Genomic DNA, 21,536 nt, shown 5'->3' with positions numbered 1-21,536 from the left:
GATCCCGAGAGCGAGGCAGGAGAACAGATGCCTGCTCCGGTTTCGGACTCACAGACTTATCGGCGCGCGTTCGGCGATCTGCGGACCGGTTTCAACCAGCGTGAGCTGTGGCTGCATCTCGGCTGGCAGGACATCAAGCAGCGCTATCGACGGTCGGTGATCGGCCCGTTCTGGATCACCATCGCCACCGGCGTGCAGGCCATTGCGATGGGCCTGCTGTATTCGGTGCTTCTCGACATCGATCTGCGCGAGTTCCTGCCGCACGTCACGGTCGGCCTGATCATCTGGAACCTCATCAGTGCCGCGATTCTCGAGGGCGGAGACGTCTTCGTCGCCAACGAGGGTCTGATCAAGCAGCTGCCCAGTGCGCTCAGCGTGCACGTGTATCGCCTGGTGTGGCGTCAGCTCCTGCTGCTCGGCCACAACCTGCTGATCTACGTGATCATCATCGCGATCTTCTGGCCGCCCGGCGGACTGCACTGGACCGTGATTTTCGCGATTCCGGCGCTGGTCCTGATTCTGCTCAACGCGGTGTGGGTGTCGATCCTCTTCGGCATCATCGCCACCCGCTACCGCGACATCGCCCCGATCCTCGGCAGCTTCGTCACGCTGATGTTCTTCATGACGCCGATCGTGTGGACCACATCGGGACTCGTGCAGATGGGCGGCGAGGCCGCGAAACGCGCCAAGCTCGTCGAGATCAACCCGCTCTTCCACTACCTGGACATCATCCGGGCCCCTCTGATCGGCGAGGACCAGCAGGCGTACCACTGGTACATCGTGCTCGGGTTCACCGTCGTCGGGTGGGCGCTGGCCATCGTCGCTCTCAAGAAGTACCGGGCCCGCGTGCCCTACTGGGTTTAGGGGTCAGCAGTTGTCCATCAGCATCAGTACCCATGACGCATGCGTCGACTTCCCGATCTTCGACGCCAAGACGCGGTCTTTGAAGAAGGCATTCCTCGGTAAAGCCGGCGGTGCCATCGACCGAAACTCCTCCGACGTCGTCGTCGTCGAAGCCCTCAAGAACATCACGATGAACCTGAAGGACGGCGATCGCGTCGGCCTGGTGGGACACAACGGAGCCGGCAAGTCGACGCTGCTGCGGCTGCTCTCGGGCATCTACGAGCCGACGCGTGGCAGCGCCACCATCCGCGGCCGCGTCGCGCCGGTGTTCGATCTGGGCGTCGGCATGGACCCGGAGATCTCCGGTTACGAGAACATCATCATCCGCGGCCTGTTCCTCGGCCAGACCCGCAAGCAGATGCTCGCGAAGATGGACGAGATCGCCGACTTCACCGAACTCGGCGACTACCTCGACATGCCGCTGCGCACCTACTCCACAGGTATGCGGGTGCGCGTCGCGATGGGCGTCGTCACCAGCATCGACCCGGAGATCCTGCTGCTCGACGAGGGCATCGGTGCCGTCGACGCGGAGTTCATGAAGAAGGCCCGGCACCGACTGCAGCAGTTGGTGAAGCGCTCGGGAATCCTGGTGTTCGCCAGCCACTCCAACGAATTCCTGGCTCAACTGTGCGACACCGCGATGTGGATCGATCACGGCCAGATTCGCCAGCAGGGCGGCATCGAGGACGTGGTGAGGGCATACGACGGCGACGACGCCGGGGACCACGTCGCGCAGATCTTGAAAGAGATCGAGCGGGAAGATACAGCCGGTGCCTGACAAGATCGTCGGGGTCATCGTCACGCACAAGCGTCGGGAGTTGTTGGCTCTGTCGTTGGACGTCATCGGTGCCCAGACGCGTCCGCTCGATCATCTGGTCGTCGTCGACAATGCGAACGAGCCGGCCGTCCGTGAATTGGTGGACTCGACGGCCCTGCCGACGACGTACCTCGGCTCGCAGCACAACCTGGGTGGCGCAGGCGGATTCGCGCTCGGCATTCTGTACGCCCTCTCGCTCGGTGCGGACTGGGTGTTTCTCGCCGACGACGACGGCCGCCCCGAGGGCCCGAAGGTGCTCGAGACCCTCTACGACTGTGCGCTCGCGCACGGACTGGACGAGGTCTCCCCCGTCGTCTGTGACATCGAGGATCCGGATCGCTTGGCGTTTCCGCTGCGACGCGGCGTCGAGTGGCGTCGTCTTCGCTCGGAGTTGATCGACCCGGAGAATCCGGACGACGATCTGCTCGAAGGCATCGCGTCGTTGTTCAACGGTGCCCTGTTCAAGGCGTCGACGATCGATGCGGTGGGCGTGCCCGATCTGCGGCTGTTCGTGCGCGGCGACGAGGTGGAGGTACACCGCCGATTGCAGCGCTCGGGCCTGAGGTTCGGAACGTGTCTCACGGCCGCGTACGTGCACCCGAACGGGGCCGAGGAGTTCAAGCCGATCCTCGGTGGCCGGATGCACACGCAGTACCCGGAGGATGCGACCAAGCGGTACTTCACCTACCGCAACCGCGGTTACTTGATGTCGCAGCCTGGTATGCGAAAGCTGTTGCCGCAGGAGTGGATTCGCTTCACCTGGTTCTTCTTGATCACCACCAGGAATCCTCGCGGTCTGGCGGAGTGGTTCCGGTTGCGCGGACTCGGCCGTCGAGAGCACTTTCGTAAGCCCTGACGTGTTTGCGAACGCGCCCTCACCGGCTACCGTGTGCCCATGACGGAACCTCGGAAGCTCGCGGATCGCATCAAGTCGTCGGCTCGAGAAAAACTCCAACGAGCAATAGGTGAGGTTCTGGCGCAGCAGACCGCGCAGCTGGCCGAGCAGACCAGCGATCAGCAAGCGAAATTGCTCGACGTCCTCGAACGCCAACGACGCGAGATCGATGACCTGCACGCCTTCATTCGCGGTCTCGAGATGCGGATGCGTCGCGACATTCCGTACGCCTCCGACGTCGAGGCCGCCGCCCAGAGCGCAGAATTCGCCGAAGAAATGATGCCGGAGGCACCGACCTTCCTGCGGCCGCACGCCACTCTGCGATTCGCCCTCGGTGAAGTCTCCATCCGCGGCATGGCGCTCGAGTTCGGAGTGGCCAGCGGGACGACGCTCGAGATCATCGCCCAGGAATTGGCGTCGCGTAAGGACATCACCGTCGTCGCCGGATTCGACGTGTTCTCCGGCCTACCCGAGACCTGGCGTACGGGCTTTCCGAAGGGACTGTTCGAGCAGGACACGATCCCCGAAGTGCCCGGCGCACAGATCGTCCCGGGGCTGTTCGAGGATTCTCTGCCGGGATTCCTGAAGGGCCACCACGAGAAGTTGGCCTTCCTGCACCTCGACGCCGACCTGTACTCGTCGACGGTCACCGTGCTGGACCTCGTGGCCGATCGACTCGCAGTGGGCACCGTCATCGTATTCGACGAGTACTTCAACTTCCCCGGCTGGCGCAACCACGAGTACCGGGCGTGGACGGAATTCGTCGCACGCACCGGCACCGAATTCGACTACCTCGGGTACACGGCCGACAACGAGCAGGTCGTGGTGCGGATTCGCACGGCGCCCAAGGTCCGGTCGAACTAGCTACTGCCCGTAGAGACGGGCCCAGTTCTCGCGGCTGGTCAGCTGTGGGACGGCGGCGCGGTACGACGCCGCCACGGCGGGTGTCTCGGTGCGCAGACGCTTGAGTGCCGACACACCGCGCTTGAGCAGCTCGACGGCATGTGCCTTGTTGCGCTTGCGAACTCGGACGCCCTCTTGCGAGCGGTCGGTGACGATCGCGTGCGAGAACAGCGAAACGTGCCACCAGTGCGCGTCGTCGGCCGAGATGGAAACGGGGCCGGGATCCACCGTGCCGCGCCACTGGTTGAGGACGCGCTTGGCGAGCACGGCGAATTCCATGCTCTTCTTCGGGTGCGGGCCGGCCGGGGTGATGAACATATCGGCAGGACGCACCCCCGGAACGTCGTTGGCGTTGTGCCGCTTCGTTTCTCCGTACGCTGCGCGCTCGCGCCGGATGGAACCCGCCGCGTCCATGCCGCCGTCGAGCAGATGTTCCGGACCGGCCAGAAAGTCCTCGACAGATTTGATCAGCGTGTACGCCATGCCGTACTGCATCGACACCAGGTAGCGAAGCAGGTCGGTGAACAGCTGCTTGGCCAGCGTCTTACCGTCGAGTTCGATGTGCAGGGCGGCGGTGATCATGCCGTTGCGCAGGTTGAAGTAACGGTGCCACTCGTCCCAGTCCTTCCACGCGAAGTCGGCGTGCCACACCGCTGCGCCCGGCAGCGTGACGGTGGCGAATCCGTTTGCGCGCGAACGGTATCCGTACTCGATATCGTCCCACTGGAAGAACAGCGGCAACGGGTAGCCGACCTGCCCGACGATCTCCGACGGGATGAGGCACGACCACCAGCCGTTGTATCCGGCGTCGACGCGGACGTCCTGCTGACGCTTGCGCTTGAATGCGCTCTTGTCCGATACCGCGTTCTTGACGTGGACTCCGGCCTCGAGCTTCTGCAGGTTGGCCACCTCGGCACCGACGTGCACGCGGTCAGGGTGCAGCAGGTACAGCATCTGGGCGCCGATGATCGCCGGCTCGACGGTCATGTTGGCGAACGAGTTCATGCGCACGATCGCCTCGGGCTCGCACAGCACGTCGTCGTCCATGAAGATCACGTTGGCCGGATCGCCGCCCTTGCCCTGTACCTCGTACAGACCGCGGGTGAACCCGCCGGCGCCGCCGAGGTTGGGCTGCGTGATGTAGACGAGCTTGTCGCCCAGTTCGGCCGCGACGCGCTGGAACTTCTCGCGCGTCTGCACCTGATCGGTGCCCTGATCGACGACGTAGACGTTGTCGACACCGAGCAGAGCGATGGGATCGTCGGCCATGGCAGCGACGGTGTTGGCGCAGTCGTCGGCGCGATTGAACGTGCAGATCACCACCGAGGTGGGACGCAGCTTCTCCGGTGCGGCGACGGTCCATTCCGCGTCCTGCACCGACAACTCGCTCGATGTGGTGGTGAAGCGGACGTACAGCGCGCCGCCGTCGAGGAACTGCGTCGTCGCAACGGGGACCGACAATCGCGTCGACGCGTTCGCGGAATCGACGGTGGTGCTGGCCATCGTGCGCTGGTGGCCCTTGTAGTCGGTGGCCACCAGATCCACTCGGCCCGCGCCTGCAACGGTGGCCTGGAAGACTACCTCGGTAACCGTCGTCCATCGCTGCCAGTAGCTGGCCGGGAACCGTCCGAAGTAGCTGTTGGTATGTACGACGCTGCGCTTGGCGATCCGGACACCGGTGCGGGTGCGCTCGGCGTTGCCCTTGCGGACCTCGCTGTACATGTCTGCGCTGACCAGGGGCGACGGGCCGTCGAACAGAAGCCTCTGAACTGTCAGTTCGGCCGTGTCGTCACCGCCGGCGGCAGCCGGCACGTCCGAGGAACCGAGACGATCGAGAGCAGTGCCGTCCATACCGAGAAATACCCCATCCAGTTCGAGTAGTGACAGTTCGAGCGATCACAGGTGTGGCCGTACCGAGAAGAAGACCACTGACCATGGTTGCACAGCCCGAGGCCGATCCGTCCGACGCTCGCCGCACTGCCCGCCACCTACTCCCCTTCCCGCACCCTCTCCAGCAGCACACGAGCGGCATCGGCCGGGTGCGTGTACGGCCACCAGTGGCCCGCCTCGACGTGAACGACGCGCAGGTCGGGGATCCACCGATCGAGACCCTCGGTGAGGTTCGTCGACAGCATCGGGTCGTGTGTCGGGACCACCACGGTGGTCGGGACGAAGCACCGCGGATCGGGTCCACGGAACACCCGCCGCAGCACGTTGGCCCGGTACAGCGCGATGCCGCGCTGCTGGTCGGCCGCCGTCGGGGTCGGCTCGCCCTCGGCCTGCAGTCGGGCCAGCAGAGCCGGTATTCGCGATCGCAGGACGGGCACGTGAAACCCGAAGACGTACCAGGACCTGGCCAACTGCCCCACCAGTGACGGCCATCGATGCGGCCGGACCGACCGCGCCCCTGCCACCTGCCGCAGATGATCCAGACTCGGCCCCGACACCGACGTGTACGACGCGAATGCGGTGCTCGCCCGAGGCGAGGCCATCGCCTCCCACATCTGGACCGACCCCCAGTCGTGGGCGAAGACGTGCACCTTGCCGGTGAGGCCCGGAATCGACTCGACCACCGCGAAGGCGTCCTGCGCCAGCCGCTCGATGGCGACGTCTGCCGCGGGCTCCAGCACGGACGCTCCGCTGCCTCGTGTGTCGTAGGCGATCACCCGGACCGCGTCGCCCAGCGCGGTGATCAGCGGATCGAACACGTGACGGTTGTCGGGATAGCCGTGCACCAGCAGCACTGTGGACTCAGCCGCCGGGTCCCCGTACTCGAAGACGGGAAGCTCGGCACCGGCGATGCGTACCGTCCAGTGGGTCATCCCGCGTCGGTCAGGGCATGCAGTGCGCCACCGCGCAGCAGGTGAGCAATCATCTTCAGCCGCATGGCTTCCTGCTCGGGCTGCGGATGGACCACGGCCGCCAATGCCTCGCCGTCGAGCAGGTGGACGACGCTGAAGACCACCGTTTCCAGATGCTGCGGATCGATCACGCCGGCAACGGGAAGCGCACGAGCAAGTTCGGCGATCTGCTCGTGATATCGAACGGTGAACGGCTGCAGTCTCTCTCGCAGCCCGTCGTCGCTGCGGGCGGCGGTCAACAGCTCGTACCAGGCCCCGTTGATCGGGGCGCGGCACGCTGCTCTGAGCAGTTCGAGACAGTGCTCGATGGACGCACTGCCGAAACCGGACAGGCCGCGGCGAAACTCCTCGAACTGACGTCGACGAACCTCGTCGGCTGCGGCGACGATCAGGTCGAGCCTGGTGTCGAAATGTCGAAACATGGCCCCGGACGACACCCCGGCCCGGCTGACGATTTCACTGACACTGGTTGCGGCGTAGCCCTTCTCGCACAACGACGAAATAGTCGCGTCGAGAAGTTTTCCGATGGTCTCGGTTCGACGCTGGTGTTGACTCGCCACTCACACACGCTCCCGGCGTCGCGGAGCCGTGGGAGTGCCTGCCCGCAGGAAGCTACCGGCCCGCTCCGACACACCGAACCAGGGCGCAAAGGTGCCGCCGGAGAACACCACTCGGCCCGCGACCAGAGTGGCGGTGACTGCTCGGTCGTTGCGATTGACCATGCGGCTCAGGCCACCGAATTCCGGCATGGTCTCCTCGCGATAGGCCAGGACATCCTCGTTCAGGCCCTCCGGGTCGATCACGACGATATCGGCACGGTCCCCCACCCGCAGGTGCCCGGCGTCGACACCGTAGAAGTCGGCCAGTTCGCCGCTGAGCTTGTGCACTGCCTTCTCCACGGTCATGAACGGCCGGCGATCGTTTCGCGCGTCGTGCACGCGGTGCAGCAACCGAATGCCGAAGTTGTAGAACGCCATGTTGCGCAGATGAGCACCGGCATCGGAGAACCCCACGGTCACCCCGGGCTGATTGATCAGCTTGTCCATCTGCCGCTTGCGGTGATTGGCAACCGTCGTGTGCCAGCGCAACTTTCGGCCGTGCTCGACCACCAGATCGAGGAACGCGTCCACCACGTGCACACCACGTTCGGCCGCGACCTCCGCGATGTTCTTTCCGACGACCGACGCGTCGGGGCATTCGGTGATCTCGGCGTCGGCGAAGTCGCGATGCCAGACGCGCGAGCTGAACTTCTTCTCGAAGTCGGCACGGAACCAGCGGCGGTAGGCCTCGTCGGACAGCAACTCGTTGCGGCCCAACTCTTCTCGCAGATGCAGTGCGGCGCGGCCGGAGCCGAACTCCTCGAACACCACGAGATCGATGCCGTCGGAATACACGTCGAACGTAGTGGGGAGGTGCTGCCAGCGGAACTGGCCCTTGCCCGGGCCGTTGACCATCCGGGCGAGCGGGCCGAAGACGCGATGGATCCACGGCGACGCCTTGGCATCGGCCGCCGCCAGCAGCGAGATCTTGAGCGGAGTGCGGCCGACCCCGGTGGCCGAGGCGAGGAAGAACAACATGTCGTACTTGGTGTTCAGGTTCGGAATGCTCTGCAACAGCCGACCGCGTCGACGCAGAATCTTGTGCAGAGAACGAAATTCGCTCCACCGGGCATACGAGGACGGTAACGAACGAGACCGGTATCGATCGCCGTCCAACTTGTCCCACGGGTTCGTCATGGTCGACATTCCGAGCAGCCCGGCATCGAGCGCCTTCTCGAGCGCGTCGGACATGGCACGCCATTCCTCGCGAGTGGGCTTCTGACTGCGGTCGGTCGAGCGGTCGAGACCCATGACGTGCGCACGGAGGTCCGAATGACCCACCAGCGCCGCAATATTGGGGCCGAGAGGCAGGCGCTCGAGGGCTGCGATGTACTCGTCGGGACTGTTCCAATTTTTGTGCGCATCGACGGCCTTGAGCACATGATCGCGGGGCAGCGCCTCGACCCGACTGAACAGATCCGCGATGTCGACCGGGGTGGAATAGAGCGTCGACAACGAACAGTTGCCCAGGAGAACCGTCGTGACCCCGTGCCGGACGGATTCTTCGAGACCCGGCCCGACCAACACCTCTGCGTCGTAATGGGTGTGTACGTCCACGAAGCCCGGCGTGACCCACTTGCCGGTGGCGTCGACCACCTCGGTCGTCGCGCCCGCCTCGAGGGGAGTGGACGACACGGCCCGCACGACGCCGTCGACGATGCCCACATCCGCCCGAACTCCAGGGCCGCCGGATCCGTCGTACACGGTTCCGCCGGCGATGACGACATCGAAAGGAATGTTCGGGTTCATGTGACCTCCGTCATAGAATGACGAAACCATAACTTAGAGAGTGGTCACTCGCAATAGCCCGGAGCGGATCGCTTCAGGCGTCCACAGCCTGACGACCGGCTTGTGCGGCCGCCAGTAGTTCGTGACGCCGCCCTCGCAACGACAGCAGGCCCCGGGCCATCTTCACGACATCCCCGATCGCAACCCGGCTGGGCTCGCTCCGGTGCGATTCGGACAGACGAACCGGCAGCTCCACAGGACGGACACCGGCCAATTCCACCGCGTAATCCAATTCGGTGGTGAACAGGAAACCCGGTTCGATCAGCTGCGGAGCCACCGCACGCAGAAGGGTGCCATCGACGATGAACGTTCCCTGCGGGTCCTTCGTTCGAGTGCCCAGCACGATTCTGCGGAGCGACGTGAAACCGAAGGTCATCACTGCGCGAAGCACCCCACGTTGCACAGCAGACTCCGGATGCGCCTTCGAGCCGATGGCCACCAATGGAGTCGACCCGGTTTCGGAGGTCCATTCCGCAGCCGCGTTCAGATCGTCGAACCCGAATGGAAGATCGTCGGCGGTCAGCAGCACGCGGTCGCCGCGAGACTGCTCGACGCCCAGTCGAAGCGCGTTACCCATGCCCTTGGCGCTGGTCAGCACGGACAGCCCGACGGTGGGATGAGTCCAATCAGCCGCAAGCCGTGCACAGATGTCTGCCGTGGAGTCGGTCGAACCGTTCTCGATGACGATAATTTCCGCAGGACTGCCGGACAAGTACTCGACGAAGGCATCCACAGTGGATTCGATGACTCGGGCAGAATTGTGGGCAGGTATGACCACCGACAATTCGACCGCGTCCGGCCGCGAACTCGGAGCGGGACCAGAGAACACAGTCACCCTTTCAGCGCCTGTCGAAAACCACGAACGGACGAAACACTACGCTGCAACGGACTGTCCGATGCTCACCGACCATCACCGACGAAGGCGTTTCGTGACTTCTGATCGCCCCTGGGCTGCGCGGGTACTTCCTTCGGATCCGTTAGCACTGACCGCGGGCTTCGTCGCCGTTGTGCCGGCATCGTGAGGCGTAACCGCCATCTCGTAGGCTCGGACTCAATGGCCACACCCATCACGACACCCCCTCGCGAAAACCTACGGACGCGCCCTCTACCCGAGTGGTGCGTTTCGTCAGTTCTGGCTGTGACGGTCATCTTGATCGCGTGCGTCCCTCGACTGATAGACGACCGCTTTTACTACACGGGTGACATGCTCGAATCCTTCGTGCCGTCGTGGCACCGGATTGGCTCCGAACTTCGATCGGGCCACTGGCTGGCAATGAATCCGGATGCATGGGTCGGAGGAAACTACGCCGGGGAGGCCGCTTACGGCTTGTACAACCCCATAAATCTGGCGAACTACGTTTTGACCTCGTACTTCGAGAATCTTTCCGAAGCCGCGTTCGTGATTATGGTCGAATTCCTCGCGCTGTTCGCCGTCGCGACCTACCTTTTGTGCAGGGAGTACGGGGCCAACCGCGGCCCGGCGGTACTTGCCGGACTGACACTGCCCTTTGGTGGATTCACCCTCTTCTACGAAGCGGGCGGGTGGCCGTCCGGAATGATGGCCGTCGCCTGGGTCACCCTGTTTTGGTGGTCGGCGCTCAAGCTCGCCAGGTCGCGCACCAATCCGTTCATCACATTTATCGTCGGCGCTCTCACGATAAGCATGGGGAACCCGTACGCCGCCTTGGGCACCGTCATCGTGCTTACGGGGCTTGGTGTGGAGTTGTTGCTCACTCGCCAATTTCGGCGCTTGATCCTTCTTTCCCTCACGGGCGCGTGCGCAGGCACAGCCGCCCTTGTCACTTACATGCCATTGCTTCTGAGCGTCGATGTGACCACGCGCGCGGGTAACAGCGGCATCAGCAATGACACGTTCCTGCAACCTCAGCTGGGCGGGCTGGCTGGACTCAGCAGCCCGACCTATCTCCCAGTCATCACGACATTCGGAGGGCCGATCGAGGTACTCCCATCCTTTTACCTGGCGTGGTTCGTACTGCCGCTCCTTCCATTTCTGCGATGGGGACAAATACGGCGTCTCTGGAGCTCCAGCGCATTCCGACGACGCCACGGCGTTCACCTGATCAGCCTTGCCTCGATCACCGGCGTCTTCTTTCTGCTTACATTCGGTCCGTCCAACGTAGGCATGTTCCGATGGCCGATCAGACTGATCGAGTATTTCTACCTTGGCGCGATAGTCGCGCTTTCGTTGGCGATGTCGCTTGGACTGGCCAAGAACCACAGACGCCGCCGTTTGATCCTCTCGTCCATGACCGTGTTTCTAGGCTTCTATGTTGCGTTCTCGTCATCCCCTGCGCTGACCGGGCGGCACGCCCTCGCTGCCGTCCTTGTCCTCGCGTTGGGTGCCTTGGCGTTCCTGTCATGGCGCCGGTGGGACACGGCCGGCCTCATCGCAACGCTGACGGTCGGCTCGATCGCGATGATGGCGCTACAGGTCATTTTCCTCGGACGCGACGTTGACGAAAGTTCACGTCCAGATCCGTCGAGCACCACTCAGCTGTCGAAACGAGCTGACGACTACGTGGGTACCGTCTTGCAGATTGCAGACCGCGAAGACACCGAGCCTGCGGACATCACCAACGGCAGACTTCTGTTCGGCAATGAGATACTTGCGTCGACCGTAGATTCGAGCATCAACTCGTACAGCGGAATCGGTTTCACGGTGTTCCAGGATGCGTTGTGCATGGACTACCGAGGCAGCGTCTGTCAAGAGTTCTACCCAGCCCTGTGGAGTCCGGTCAACGAGGACGTTCCGATTCCGTTGATCGATTACCTGCGCGTGGACACGCTAGTCATTCAAAACGCACTTGTACCGGAAGCCTCTATGACCCCGGCACCACCGGGATGGGAGGTGAAGAGCCGCGATGACATCCGTACCGTGATGGTGCGCAAGGAGTCGAGCCCTTTGCCGGGAACGGTTTCCTTTGCAGGGCCAGGCGTGACCGTGTCCGCGGGAGTCTCGTGTGCGCAGACGGAAACAGTTCACGTCTCCGGAACCGGTGGCCAGGTCTCCTTCGCTCGCCTGGCGTGGCCGGGCTACAACGCTTCGATCGACGGAGTGGAAACTCCCGCGGACGCCGGCTGGCACGGACTGCTTCAGGTCTCCGTGCCGCCAGGACAACACGAACTCGTAATCGAGTTTCGGCCTCCTTTGCAGCGGTTGTCCACTGCGGTTTTCGCGGTGGCGTTCGTGGTGGCTCTCGGCGTAGGCGTGGCCAGCACCGTTTTCCGACGGAAGTTTGACGGACACCAGTCGGTTCAGTGAGCCGCCGACCTCGTCGCCTGGTCCACCGCACGGTGCGCCGGAAGGATCGAGTCACGTTCTGCTGCAACATCTCCTGATCCAGCGACGAGGTCCAGGAAGTGATTCAGCTGAGCCGAGAGCGGCTCTTCGCTGTACCTGATGGTGGGGATCTCGATGATCGTCTGCTGCTGGTATCCGTCTCGATCGGACGGCATGTCGTCGTCGATGTGCCGATAGACGGTGATGTCGCGGCGGAGAAGGTCGATCTCGATCAGCCGGTCGGATTCGAGCAGCGACAGCTGCCGGATCTTGCGCTGACTGATGCGACTCGCAGAAATCGTTGCCACAGCGCCTGATTCGAAGCGAAGGATTGCATCGGCGCAGTCCTCGGCATGGTTTTCCTTCGATGCCGGATGGAAGTAGCCGAACTCCCCCGCAACCGATTTCGGTTCGGAACCGACGAAAGAAATCGCGAGATCGACGTCGTGAATGAGGAGATCGGTCGCCACACCGGTCGAGATTCGCGATACGAACGGAGAATGTCGAATGCCGTTGACCTGCCACACGTCACCCGCGAACTCACGCGCTGTACGCACCGCAGGGTTGAACCGCTCGAGCAACCCGCACATCAACGGGATGTCTCCGGCCGCAGCCTTGCCCACGAGCTCAGCACTCTGCTCGTACGTGGCGGCCAAGGGCTTCTCGACCAACACTGGCTTACCCAGTTCGAGAATTCTCGACGCGATGTCGTAATGAGCAGGAGTCGCCGCAGCGATGACCACCGCATCGATACCGGCGAGGTCGTCGAATTCCGCAGCCCAGTCACAGCCGAAGCGCTCGGCGACAGCCCGACCTTGACTCTCCCGTGGCTCGACCAGCACAGCCAGATCGCAGCGATCCGACTGGGCAATGACCCTGGCATGCAGAGACCCCATGCGACCCGATCCGACCAGTGCAACCCGAGGATTCATCACTGTCCCATCGCCGAACGAACAGCCGACACGACGGTGTCGATGTCATCGACGGTCAAGTTCGCATGTACCGGAATACTCAAGCACCGCTGGGAGACCGACGTGGCGACCGGCGTGTCCTCGATAACCACGTTCGGGTGTTCGCGGTAGCAGTCGTAGTCGTACGCGGTCTTCGGGTAGTAGATTCCGCTCCCCACACCCGCATCGGCGAGTCGCGAGCTCAACTCGTCGCGGTCGATCGAGGCGTCCTCGTCGACCAGCACGGTGTACTGATGCCAGACGTGCCCTCTGCGTTCGAGTTCTGCGGGCAAAGTCACTCCGGCAACGTCCTTCAACCCGGTGGTGAGCATGTCCGCGTTGCGCCGACGCTGCTCGACCTGCGTCCGATAGCCGGCCAGCTGGGGTAGACCGAGGCTGGCCTGCAAGTCGGTCATCCGGTAGTTGTGACCGACGACCTCGTACTGGTACCGGGCGCGCATCCCCTGGTTGCGCAGGACTCGCAAGCGGTCGGCGACGGCCTCGTCGTCGGTGGTGATCATGCCGCCCTCGGCGGTGGTCAAATTCTTCGTGGCATAGAAGGAGAAACAGCCGAGCCCGAACGTGCCGACTCCGCGGCCGTCGAACGTCGCACCGTGCGCCTGCGCCGCATCCTCCACGATGGCAAGGCCGTGCTGTTGCGCAAGATCGCCTATCGCGGCCATGTCCGCAGACTGGCCGTACAGATGAACTGGCATCAGTACGGCAGTGCGATCGGTAATTCGCGTGGCCGCGTCTACCGGGTCGATGTTGAAATCATCCGCAGAAATATCGGCGAATCGGACAATGGCACCTGCATCCAAAATTGCGTTCAACGTCGCGACGAATGTGAACGGACTGGTCAAGACCTCGTCACCGGGCTGCAGATCCTGAATTTCCAACGCCGCACCGAGGGCGGTCGTGCCGTTGTTCACTGCCACTGCGTGGCCGGCACCGACGAGCTCAGCGAACTGCTCCTCGAAGCGCTTGACCTTGGGACCCTGCGCGACAATGCCCGAACGAAGGGTATCGAGTACTTCACGCTCGACATCCTCGCCGAAAACGACACTGGAAATTGCAATCACTGACATACCCCTCGGACCGATCTGGCTGCGACGGAAAACCGTACCGATTCGCATCTTTACCCGTCGACACTATCGCCTGCCACGAGGTCCCGGTCACAAGCCTTGCCGCGCGTAACGTTATTTTCTACAACAGCGCAGCAAATCCAACAGAGACGTGGGAGGCCGATTTCAGGTGCCGATCGACATAGGCCAGGACTGTCGAATCCACGAGACCGCCGTCATCGGCGAGGGCGTGGTCATCGGCGACCGGGTCACCATCGGCCCCTTCGCAGTGCTGACCGGACCGCTGGAGGTCGGCAACGACTGCTGGATCGGCGCGCAGACCGTCCTCGGTTCGCCCCCGGAAATCAATGGTTTCGAGCATTTCTCGTCCTACGTGGCACCCAGCATCGGGTGCGGAATTCACATCGGAGAGAACACAGTTATCCGCGAGCTCACCGCCGTCCATCAGGGAAGCGAACGACGCACCGTCGTCGGAGCGAACTCGTTCATCATGAATCGCATCTCGGTGGGACACGACGTACAGCTCGGGGACAACACGATCGCAGCGCCAGGCGTGACGTTCGGCGGGCACGTCACTCTCGGGCCCGGATGCAACATGGGCATGAACAGCACCATCCACCAGCGCCGCGTCATGGGCGCGGGTGCCATGGTGGGTATGGGCGGTATCGCTACCAAAGACATCCCGCCATTCGCGACCGTCGTCGGGAACCCAGGAGTTCTGCACGGAGCCAACTCGGTCGGCATGACGCGAAAGGGGTACGCAGAGTCGGATGTCGAGATCGTCGGTTCGGCGTACTCGAACGGCCGCCTGCCCGATCTTGCCGCTCTGAACGAAACAACTGCGACGGCCTTCGAGTGGTGGCGAAATCTGTCCACCAAACCCTTGATCAGATGACCGAGGAAGTAGCGGCCTCGCGCGGAAAGAAGATTGCCGGCACCGTACTGCGCGTCGCGGTCACCGCGGCGATCGTCGTCGCCATCGTCCTGGCAGTGAGATCCCAGTGGTCCGAGGTCCGCGACACCATTCTGTCGCTGGGAATCTGGTCACTGCTCGGGTCGTCGCTGCTGGTGTTCCTCGGCATGGGAGCAGCGGTGCGGGCCTGGCAGCACGCACTCGGGGCACTGGAATATCCCATCCCGGCGTTCGACGCCGCCCGCTGCTACCTGGTGGGGCAACTGGGCAAATACTTGCCCGGCAGTGTCTGGGCATTCGTTCTTCAGACCGAGCTGGTCAGACGCGCCGGTGTCACCCGAGCTGCAGGATTCGTGGCGGTTCTGGTTACCGTAGGACTGAGCACGACCTCCGCGCTGGTTGTCGGTCTTCTGGGCCTTCCTGCACTGTTCGATGTCAGCACCATCGCCGCTGTGGCGGTAATCGTGCTGGTTCCCATTGCCCTGACCTGCGCGTACCCACCTATCCTGACTCGCCTGGTGAATCTGGCGCTGAAGGTCCTTCGCCGCGCGCCGCTACAGTCGCCGCTGACGACGCGCAAAATAGCGTTGTCACTTGGTTGGTGTGCCGCAAGTTGGGTTCTCTACGGCACCCACCTGTGGATCCTCGCCTCGAGCTCCGCCGGTTTCCGGATCGGTGGACTGGTGGAGTGCATCGGCGCACTCGCACTCGGAATGTGTGCAGGCGTGCTCGTCGTGGTGGTGCCGTCCGGCATCGGTGTCCGAGAAGCCGTGGTGGTCGCAGCACTGTCGCCGTTCATGGACGCCGGTGTCGCACTGGGACTGGCCCTGGCCTCGCGACTCGTGTTCACCCTGTGCGAGGTACTGGCCGGCGCGATCGCCGCTGCATCCGGTTCGCGAGTACTGCGCAATAAGTTGGTGCACAGCCACTCTCGCGTCCCCGCAGCTAGTGATCAGTCCGCATCGAACTGACGAATGGCGGTCAGGACGCGTCATTGACTCCAGACTCCTACAAAGCTTCCGCAGACGATTGACTGCCCACCCGCTCGACCTCGAATTTCTGTAAGTGTCCCCGTGGGGTCGACAATGGGTGCTTCTTGCCCCACACCATTCGGCACCGGCGCACCGATTGCCAGATCTTCCGGCGTGACAGTCGAGAAGAGAATCAGAAACGACCCCTGATTCTTGAGCTCGTCGGCTACAGCAATGATTCTCTGTCGTGTGTCCGCTATCAATTCCATCGGCAGCATCCAGTCGAGCGGGAAGGGATTTCGGAGGCCTAGAGCTGGATAAACGTACGGGTTGTCCGGAAGCACGGCTGTCTTCTCCGCGGGGTGACTTCGTACGCAGTCCCTTATTTGTTCGAGATCGACCAACATACTGGAGTTCGATCGAATCCCCCGCAACTCTGGTGCGACGGCTCCGAGGGAAGCCGTCAGCTCAGCTCTCGGAAGATCCCGGTAAGGACTTTGCGCCTGCTCCACCACAAGGAAGCTTGCAGCGAGCCCAACGATCAATACCGCCGCGGCCGCCTGCAGTGCGCCTCTCTGGCTGCGTTTCTGACGTGCGGGTCCGAGCGAGACGAGGAGGTCGATGGCGGCAAGTGCGATCGACCCACCGATCAGGGTCGGCGAATCGTAACCCCACGACAGACTGACCATCCACGCCAATAGCACCATCACTATCGAGCGCCACGGAATCACTCGTCCAACCGACGCCGTCATCAATATGCTCAACGCGAGCATCCACAGCAGGACGATCCCCCAAGTTCCCGCCCGCTCCAGGCCTCCTTCGACGATGACCAGCAATATGGAAGCACACGCGACAACTACACCGGCACTCGACAATCGGACCCGTGTCCGTAGCACTACGAGCAAAGCGGCAACACCAAATATCACCAGGCACGCAAGTTGCCCGACGGATGCGTCGGCATAAATCAACCGCCGACCAACAACGCCGGCACCACCCGTCAACTGAGCGAACATGTCGCCGAATCCGCCTGCAGCGGAAACCACCGACAAATATATCAACGGCGCACCAACCAGGACCCCTAAATCGACCGATCGCCGACCAATTCTGACGCCTTGACCTCGCACTACCGGATGCATGAAGAGAACCACGATCCCCACGGCTACAGCAGGCACGAAGCTCTGCTTTGTAATTGCCGCAAAACCCAGCAAGAACAATCCTGCGCGGTATAGACACACGCGATTTGTTTCGAGGCCACGATCGAGCGCCCAGAGTCCACAAGCAGTAAGAAAGATGCCATCGATCGTGTGCCATGCGTTCATTGGAAACTGATGTACGTTCACCAATGCCGCACCACTGACACATGCAGAGCGGAGAATGGACCAGTCTCTGACACGCGTTCCGGTAATCCAGGACGCGAGTAGCACTGTGAATACCACGACCTGAAAGCTGGCAATGAATATAGAAGTAATGAACATCGGTCCGGGTAGCACGATATCGACAATATGGAGATATGCCGATCCGAGCGGACGTGCAGACACGATATCCAAATGTGGTAATTCCCCGTGAAGCAGCCGCCAACTCTGCGCAATCACGAATCCTTGATCGGTTGGGTTGAATCCGAACCTCTCAACCCCGACCGCGACCGCGAGCGTGAGGACGACTATCCACGCCGCGTGAAACCACAGCACACTGAAGGTGGCCTTCGGCGACAGCACGATTCTCAGATCACTGATTCTTTCGCCGCATAGACAGCTTCGGTGGCGTCCTTCTGCGGTCGCCACCACTGCTCGTTGTCGCGGTACCAGTCGACGGTTGCTTTCAATCCTGCGCGGAAGTCGACGTAGGTTGGCGTCCAACCCAATTCGGTGCGGAGCTTGGTGGAGTCGATGGCGTAGCGCAGGTCGTGGCCGGGGCGGTCGGTGACGAAATCGAAAGCGTCGGGTGCGTTGCCGGTTTCTTCGAGGATCGCTTCGAGGACGGTGCGGTTGTTCGCTTCGCCGTCGGCTCCGATGAGGTAGGTCTCGCCGATGCGGCCGCCGTCGATGATGGCCCAGACGGCGCTGTTGTGGTCGTCGACGTGGATCCAGTCGCGCACGTTCTGCCCGGCACCGTAGAGCTTGGGGCGTGATCCGCTGAGGATGTTGGTGATCTGACGCGGGATGAACTTCTCCACGTGCTGATACGGGCCGTAGTTGTTGGAGCAGTTCGAGATGGTGGAACGGACCCCGAACGAGCGGGTCCACGCGCGCACCAGCAGATCGCTCGACGCCTTGGTCGAGGAGTACGGGCTCGACGGGTTGTACGGGGTCGATTCGGTGAATCTCGCCGGATCGTCGAGTTCGAGGTCGCCGTAGACCTCGTCGGTGGAGATGTGGTGGTAGCGGACGTCGTGTTCGCGGACCGCATTGAGCAACGTGGTGGTGCCGATGACGTTGGTGTGCACGAACGGCCACGGGTCGGTCAACGAGTTGTCGTTGTGGGATTCGGCGGCGAAGTGGACGACGAGATCCGTCTCGCGAACGAGGCGGTCGACGAGATCGGCGTCGGCGATGTCGCCGTGTACGAAGTCGATGCGATCGGCAACGGGGTCCAGGGAGGCCTTGTTGCCGGCGTAGGTGAGCTTGTCTAGCACGGTGACCTGCGAGTCGGGGCGCTGCGCGAGGGTCTGATGTACGAAGTTCGCGCCGATGAACCCGGCCCCACCCGTGACGAGAATTCTCATGAACAGGCACTTTACCGGGGGATGCTCGTGTGGGCCGTTCTTGTCGGGCGCGCGTGCTAGCTTCTGTTCGACTTCGGGGGGAGTACGTCAATGGGTCTGGGAAAAATTCTTGTCCGTCTCGCGGCACTGATAACGCTGCTGTTCGGGTTCATGTGGGCAATTCCGCAGCTGGCTCCGCAAGTACCGGGACCGTACGAGGGTGTACGGGCTCTGCCACCGGTGTCGCCGAAACCCACGGGCTCGACGACCGTGCCGCCGCCCCTGCCGCCGGGTTTTCCGTCGATGGAACGCCCGCCACCGCAAATCGAGGTGCCCGACGGGCAGCCGCAGCCCATCGCCACCAAATTCGGCTGGACTTACGAAATACCAGCAGAGTGGCGAAACTTTTCGACCGGAATCGCGGGTTGGTCGAATGCCGGTCGATCGGTCGTCTACGGCTCGATCGGAGATTTCGGGAGCAATTACTGCCCGGAATCCGACGGGTCGACGCTTGCCATGTCCGGCATGACCGGACGCCGCGGGATGGATCTGCACACCGCAGCGCTCGACGCAGCACGAGGCGCGGAGATCATCTTCGGCGACGACTCCGCCGCACCGCCTCGAATCGAGTACTCGCAGCCGAGCGACATCGAGGTCGCAGGCGAGCCTGCTGTGCGATACACCGTCATGGCATCGAGCGTGCACAAGCGAACCGACTGTGACCCCACGGAGGGGACGTTCGATGTCGTTGCCGTGCCCGGGTTCGCGACGGCGACGGTCGCCGTGTTCTTCGTGAAGCGGGACCTCGCTGTCGACGGGGCAGTGGATCATTCGGTCGTCGAAGACATCATTTCCACACTCCGCCGTAGCGATCCCGACGGTGTGACGCAATGACCAAAGAACTCCTTTCGGCGGACGCAACAAACATCGCCGGCCTCGGTAATCTTTTCGATCGCATCGGTGCCGATACCCTGGCCAGTCACCACTACTTGCTCGACAATGCGGGCCTCGGCGAGAACGTGGTTGGAGAAGTTCTGAAGAAGCTCCGTCCGTATATCGCGCGCTTCCAAGAGATGACCCGCACCCGACACGTTCACCTGTCGGCCAACTGCGGCGAGATGGGGGCCGAGCTGAACAAAGCTGCCTGGTTGTATGCCGATCAAGATCGAAAGAATTACGACCTGCTCAACGCCCACACATCTGTGCCACCGCTACCCGGCAGCGACCGCGGGAGTTCGGATCACGCCGCGGCCGGGCATATAGACGAATTCGACGGTGCCGCTGACTACGGTCATCCTCACGGAATCGATTATCCTCCAACCAATCCCGCCATCGACGACATCCGCGACGTGCTCGCCGATGCCTCCGAGTGGCTCGGCGAGATCGACCGAACGATCTTCGAACTCTCCGGGTGGAGTCCGCTACGCGAAGCGACCATTCCTGTCACCGGCAACTGGAACGAAATCCGTCGAATCGGTCAGGCGTACCAGATTGCGGGCGACGCCATGGAAGCCGCAGCAGAGTCGTTGGCTGCAGGAGTACGCCGCGTCGACGGTCACTGGAACGGTGCAGCCGCACAGGCATTCACCGACTATGCCGACCGACAACTCGCCGCAATGCGATGGGAAGGGCATGCCGGCCGAACGATCGCCGCAATCTGTACAGCCATTGCCGAGCAACTTCGTGGCGCAGCGCTGGCAGTGGTCCGCAAGATCGTCGAATTGCTCGAGTCCGAAGTGGCCGTCGACAACGCCCGCGGTGCGCTGAAGGTCGTGCTCAAGAAAGTGCCGGTGGTCGGCACTGCATGGCAGGTGGAGAGCATCGTCGAAATATGCTTGACGGCAATGGATCTGACCAAGGATCTCATTGTGAAGATCGAGCAGGTGGTCGACGACTTCGGCGGGTTCCTCGATGCGCTCGGCGACCCCGAAGGCCAGGTGGGCCAGAAGATCGACGACAGACTGCGACCGCTGAACGACCTCCTCGACTACGGCAAGCAAGCCGTCGAAGCGGGCAAGACCGCGGATATCCGACCGGTACTCGACACACCGGACGAGGACTTCTCCGTCGGCACCGGCGACGAACCATGGCAAGACGCATGATCGAGTCCCTGCCTCCGCACGCCCGCGCTGCCTACGACCGACTGATGGCATCCTGCGGAGAGCTCGAAGCCACGCGTACACGCGCTTCGAACGCAGACCTGAAAACCCGGACCGTCACAACGGAACTACTGGCCCGCGTGGCGTCCTCACCGCGAGCGTCGGCCGACCTGATCCACTACGCACGCCGCGTCGCGTCGGGTGAATGCTGTTGGGAACGAATCCAGGTGGACGCGAATCCGCTGCCTCCGGAGGTGGACGAGCTCACAGCCGATCCGCTGATCGTGTGGCCGTCGGAATGGCCGACATCGACGACCGAAGCCCTGTCTCAGCCCTATCGAATCCCGTGGCAGTGAGGCCACACAACCGAGCGGGTGATCGGAGGGTCTGGAAGACTTCGCCCTCATGCGGGGAATCATTCTGGCGGGCGGCACGGGCTCACGGCTTCATCCGATCACGATGGGGGTGAGCAAACAGTTGGTCCCGGTCTACGACAAACCGATGATCTACTACCCCCTCTCGACCCTCATGCTCGCCGGGATCCGCGAGATCCTCATCATCACCACACCCCAGGACGCCGACCAGTTCGCACGCCTCCTGGGCGATGGCTCCCAATTCGGCATCTCCTTGACCTACAAGGTCCAACACGAGCCCAACGGCCTCGCCCAAGCCTTCGTCCTCGGAGCCGAGCACATCGGCACCGACTCCGCAGCACTGGTGCTCGGCGACAACATCTTCTACGGCCCCGGC

General features: G+C 62.8%; 20 protein-coding genes. 11 read left to right on the top strand and 9 right to left on the bottom strand.

All coding sequences use genetic code 11. The annotated features are described in order from the left end of the window. Positions 1–27: 27 nt before the first annotated feature. From wzm to CH266_RS20565, 4 genes are read left to right on the top strand one after another with little or no spacing between them, the layout of a single operon-like run. A complete protein-coding gene (gene wzm, locus CH266_RS20580) occupies positions 28–864 on the top strand; it encodes a galactan export ABC transporter permease subunit Wzm/RfbD (RefSeq protein WP_167669101.1) in 837 nt (278 codons plus the stop codon). Between the two features lie 10 nt (positions 865–874). Beyond that, a complete protein-coding gene (wzt, locus tag CH266_RS20575; RefSeq protein ID WP_032374153.1) occupies positions 875–1,681 on the top strand; it encodes a galactan export ABC transporter ATP-binding subunit Wzt/RfbE in 807 nt (268 codons plus the stop codon). Further along, entirely contained in the window at positions 1,674–2,576 is a 903-nt protein-coding gene (glfT1, locus tag CH266_RS20570; RefSeq protein ID WP_094716069.1) for a galactofuranosyltransferase GlfT1, read from the top strand. The genes wzt and glfT1 overlap by 8 nt, the downstream gene beginning before the upstream one ends. A gap of 39 nt (positions 2,577–2,615) precedes the next feature. Next, complete coding sequence (locus CH266_RS20565) at positions 2,616–3,479, top strand: TylF/MycF/NovP-related O-methyltransferase (RefSeq protein WP_094716068.1); 864 nt, start codon at positions 2,616–2,618, stop codon at positions 3,477–3,479. Here CH266_RS20565 and CH266_RS20560 read toward each other — a convergent pair whose 3' ends face one another. The 5 genes from CH266_RS20560 to CH266_RS20540 form a co-directional block, all read right to left on the bottom strand. Further along, positions 3,480–5,369, bottom strand: a complete 1,890-nt coding sequence (locus CH266_RS20560) for a glycosyltransferase (RefSeq protein ID WP_094716067.1) — start codon at positions 5,367–5,369, stop codon at positions 3,480–3,482. Between the two features lie 137 nt (positions 5,370–5,506). After that, positions 5,507–6,340, bottom strand: a complete 834-nt coding sequence (locus CH266_RS20555) for an alpha/beta fold hydrolase (protein WP_094716066.1) — start codon at positions 6,338–6,340, stop codon at positions 5,507–5,509. After that, positions 6,337–6,939, bottom strand: a complete 603-nt coding sequence (locus tag CH266_RS20550) for a TetR/AcrR family transcriptional regulator (RefSeq protein WP_094716064.1) — start codon at positions 6,937–6,939, stop codon at positions 6,337–6,339. The genes CH266_RS20555 and CH266_RS20550 overlap by 4 nt, the downstream gene beginning before the upstream one ends. Further along, positions 6,940–8,727 (bottom strand): N-acyl-D-amino-acid deacylase family protein, encoded by a 1,788-nt coding sequence (locus tag CH266_RS20545; protein WP_032382984.1) that lies wholly within the window; start codon positions 8,725–8,727, stop codon positions 6,940–6,942. Between the two features lie 73 nt (positions 8,728–8,800). Further along, positions 8,801–9,601: a glycosyltransferase gene (locus CH266_RS20540; protein WP_032382985.1), complete on the bottom strand. Its 801-nt coding sequence runs from the start codon at positions 9,599–9,601 to the stop codon at positions 8,801–8,803. Between the two features lie 303 nt (positions 9,602–9,904). On the opposite strand from CH266_RS20540, the gene CH266_RS20535 reads away from it, so the two are divergent. Then, complete coding sequence (locus CH266_RS20535; protein ID WP_230591551.1) at positions 9,905–12,049, top strand: hypothetical protein; 2,145 nt, start codon at positions 9,905–9,907, stop codon at positions 12,047–12,049. Here CH266_RS20535 and CH266_RS20530 read toward each other — a convergent pair. After that, the gene (locus CH266_RS20530; RefSeq protein ID WP_032382986.1) at positions 12,043–12,999 is read right to left on the bottom strand and encodes a Gfo/Idh/MocA family oxidoreductase; all 957 of its coding nucleotides are present in this window, start codon (positions 12,997–12,999) and stop codon (positions 12,043–12,045) included. The genes CH266_RS20535 and CH266_RS20530 overlap by 7 nt on opposite strands. After that, a complete protein-coding gene (locus tag CH266_RS20525; RefSeq protein ID WP_230591548.1) occupies positions 12,999–14,105 on the bottom strand; it encodes a DegT/DnrJ/EryC1/StrS family aminotransferase in 1,107 nt (368 codons plus the stop codon). Before CH266_RS20525 ends, CH266_RS20530 begins: the two co-directional genes overlap by 1 nt. A gap of 166 nt (positions 14,106–14,271) precedes the next feature. On the opposite strand from CH266_RS20525, the gene CH266_RS20520 reads away from it, so the two are divergent. Continuing rightward, a complete protein-coding gene (locus tag CH266_RS20520) occupies positions 14,272–14,997 on the top strand; it encodes an acyl-ACP--UDP-N- acetylglucosamine O-acyltransferase (RefSeq protein WP_230591547.1) in 726 nt (241 codons plus the stop codon). Next, a complete protein-coding gene (locus tag CH266_RS20515; protein WP_052054905.1) occupies positions 14,994–15,986 on the top strand; it encodes a lysylphosphatidylglycerol synthase transmembrane domain-containing protein in 993 nt (330 codons plus the stop codon). The genes CH266_RS20520 and CH266_RS20515 overlap by 4 nt, the downstream gene beginning before the upstream one ends. A gap of 20 nt (positions 15,987–16,006) precedes the next feature. On the opposite strand, the gene CH266_RS20510 is transcribed toward CH266_RS20515, so the two are convergent. Both CH266_RS20510 and rfbB read right to left on the bottom strand, forming a co-directional pair. Beyond that, positions 16,007–17,767, bottom strand: coding sequence for a hypothetical protein (locus CH266_RS20510; RefSeq protein WP_141214557.1), 1,761 nt, complete (start codon positions 17,765–17,767; stop codon positions 16,007–16,009). Further along, positions 17,707–18,708: a dTDP-glucose 4,6-dehydratase gene (gene rfbB, locus CH266_RS20505; protein WP_032382987.1), complete on the bottom strand. Its 1,002-nt coding sequence runs from the start codon at positions 18,706–18,708 to the stop codon at positions 17,707–17,709. The genes CH266_RS20510 and rfbB overlap by 61 nt, the downstream gene beginning before the upstream one ends. A gap of 90 nt (positions 18,709–18,798) precedes the next feature. Between rfbB and CH266_RS25970 the strand changes: the two genes are divergently transcribed. The 4 genes from CH266_RS25970 to CH266_RS20485 all read left to right on the top strand — a co-directional run. Beyond that, positions 18,799–19,581 (top strand): hypothetical protein, encoded by a 783-nt coding sequence (locus CH266_RS25970; RefSeq protein ID WP_230591545.1) that lies wholly within the window; start codon positions 18,799–18,801, stop codon positions 19,579–19,581. After that, positions 19,578–20,789 carry a WXG100 family type VII secretion target gene (locus tag CH266_RS20495; RefSeq protein WP_094716063.1) on the top strand — a complete coding sequence of 404 codons (1,212 nt, stop codon included), beginning with the start codon at positions 19,578–19,580 and terminating at the stop codon, positions 20,787–20,789. The genes CH266_RS25970 and CH266_RS20495 overlap by 4 nt, the downstream gene beginning before the upstream one ends. After that, positions 20,786–21,142 carry a hypothetical protein gene (locus CH266_RS20490; RefSeq protein ID WP_032382989.1) on the top strand — a complete coding sequence of 119 codons (357 nt, stop codon included), beginning with the start codon at positions 20,786–20,788 and terminating at the stop codon, positions 21,140–21,142. The genes CH266_RS20495 and CH266_RS20490 overlap by 4 nt, the downstream gene beginning before the upstream one ends. 49 nt (positions 21,143–21,191) lie before the next feature. Continuing rightward, positions 21,192–21,536 (top strand): sugar nucleotidyltransferase (locus CH266_RS20485; RefSeq protein WP_176457157.1); only part of this gene is annotated, 345 nt, incomplete at its 3' end.

The organism is Rhodococcus sp. 06-1474-1B (assembly GCF_002258885.1).
GTDB lineage: Bacteria > Actinomycetota > Actinomycetes > Mycobacteriales > Mycobacteriaceae > Rhodococcoides > Rhodococcoides fascians.
This window is presented reverse-complemented; position numbering and strand designations above follow the sequence as displayed.

What these genes read in the sequence shown, in the direction of transcription:
- wzm (WP_167669101.1), top strand. Translation starts at nt 28, where the DNA reads ATGCCTGCTCCGGTTTCGGACTCACAGACTTATCGGCGCGCGTTCGGC.
- CH266_RS20565 (WP_094716068.1), top strand. Translation starts at nt 2,616, where the DNA reads ATGACGGAACCTCGGAAGCTCGCGGATCGCATCAAGTCGTCGGCTCGA.
- CH266_RS20560 (WP_094716067.1), bottom strand. Translation starts at nt 5,369, where the DNA reads ATGGACGGCACTGCTCTCGATCGTCTCGGTTCCTCGGACGTGCCGGCT.
- CH266_RS20555 (WP_094716066.1), bottom strand. Translation starts at nt 6,340, where the DNA reads ATGACCCACTGGACGGTACGCATCGCCGGTGCCGAGCTTCCCGTCTTC.
- CH266_RS20545 (WP_032382984.1), bottom strand. Translation starts at nt 8,727, where the DNA reads ATGAACCCGAACATTCCTTTCGATGTCGTCATCGCCGGCGGAACCGTG.
- CH266_RS20530 (WP_032382986.1), bottom strand. Translation starts at nt 12,999, where the DNA reads ATGAATCCTCGGGTTGCACTGGTCGGATCGGGTCGCATGGGGTCTCTG.
- CH266_RS20525 (WP_230591548.1), bottom strand. Translation starts at nt 14,105, where the DNA reads ATGTCAGTGATTGCAATTTCCAGTGTCGTTTTCGGCGAGGATGTCGAG.
- CH266_RS20515 (WP_052054905.1), top strand. Translation starts at nt 14,994, where the DNA reads ATGACCGAGGAAGTAGCGGCCTCGCGCGGAAAGAAGATTGCCGGCACC.
- rfbB (WP_032382987.1), bottom strand. Translation starts at nt 18,708, where the DNA reads ATGAGAATTCTCGTCACGGGTGGGGCCGGGTTCATCGGCGCGAACTTC.
- CH266_RS25970 (WP_230591545.1), top strand. Translation starts at nt 18,799, where the DNA reads ATGGGTCTGGGAAAAATTCTTGTCCGTCTCGCGGCACTGATAACGCTG.
- CH266_RS20495 (WP_094716063.1), top strand. Translation starts at nt 19,578, where the DNA reads ATGACCAAAGAACTCCTTTCGGCGGACGCAACAAACATCGCCGGCCTC.
- CH266_RS20490 (WP_032382989.1), top strand. Translation starts at nt 20,786, where the DNA reads ATGATCGAGTCCCTGCCTCCGCACGCCCGCGCTGCCTACGACCGACTG.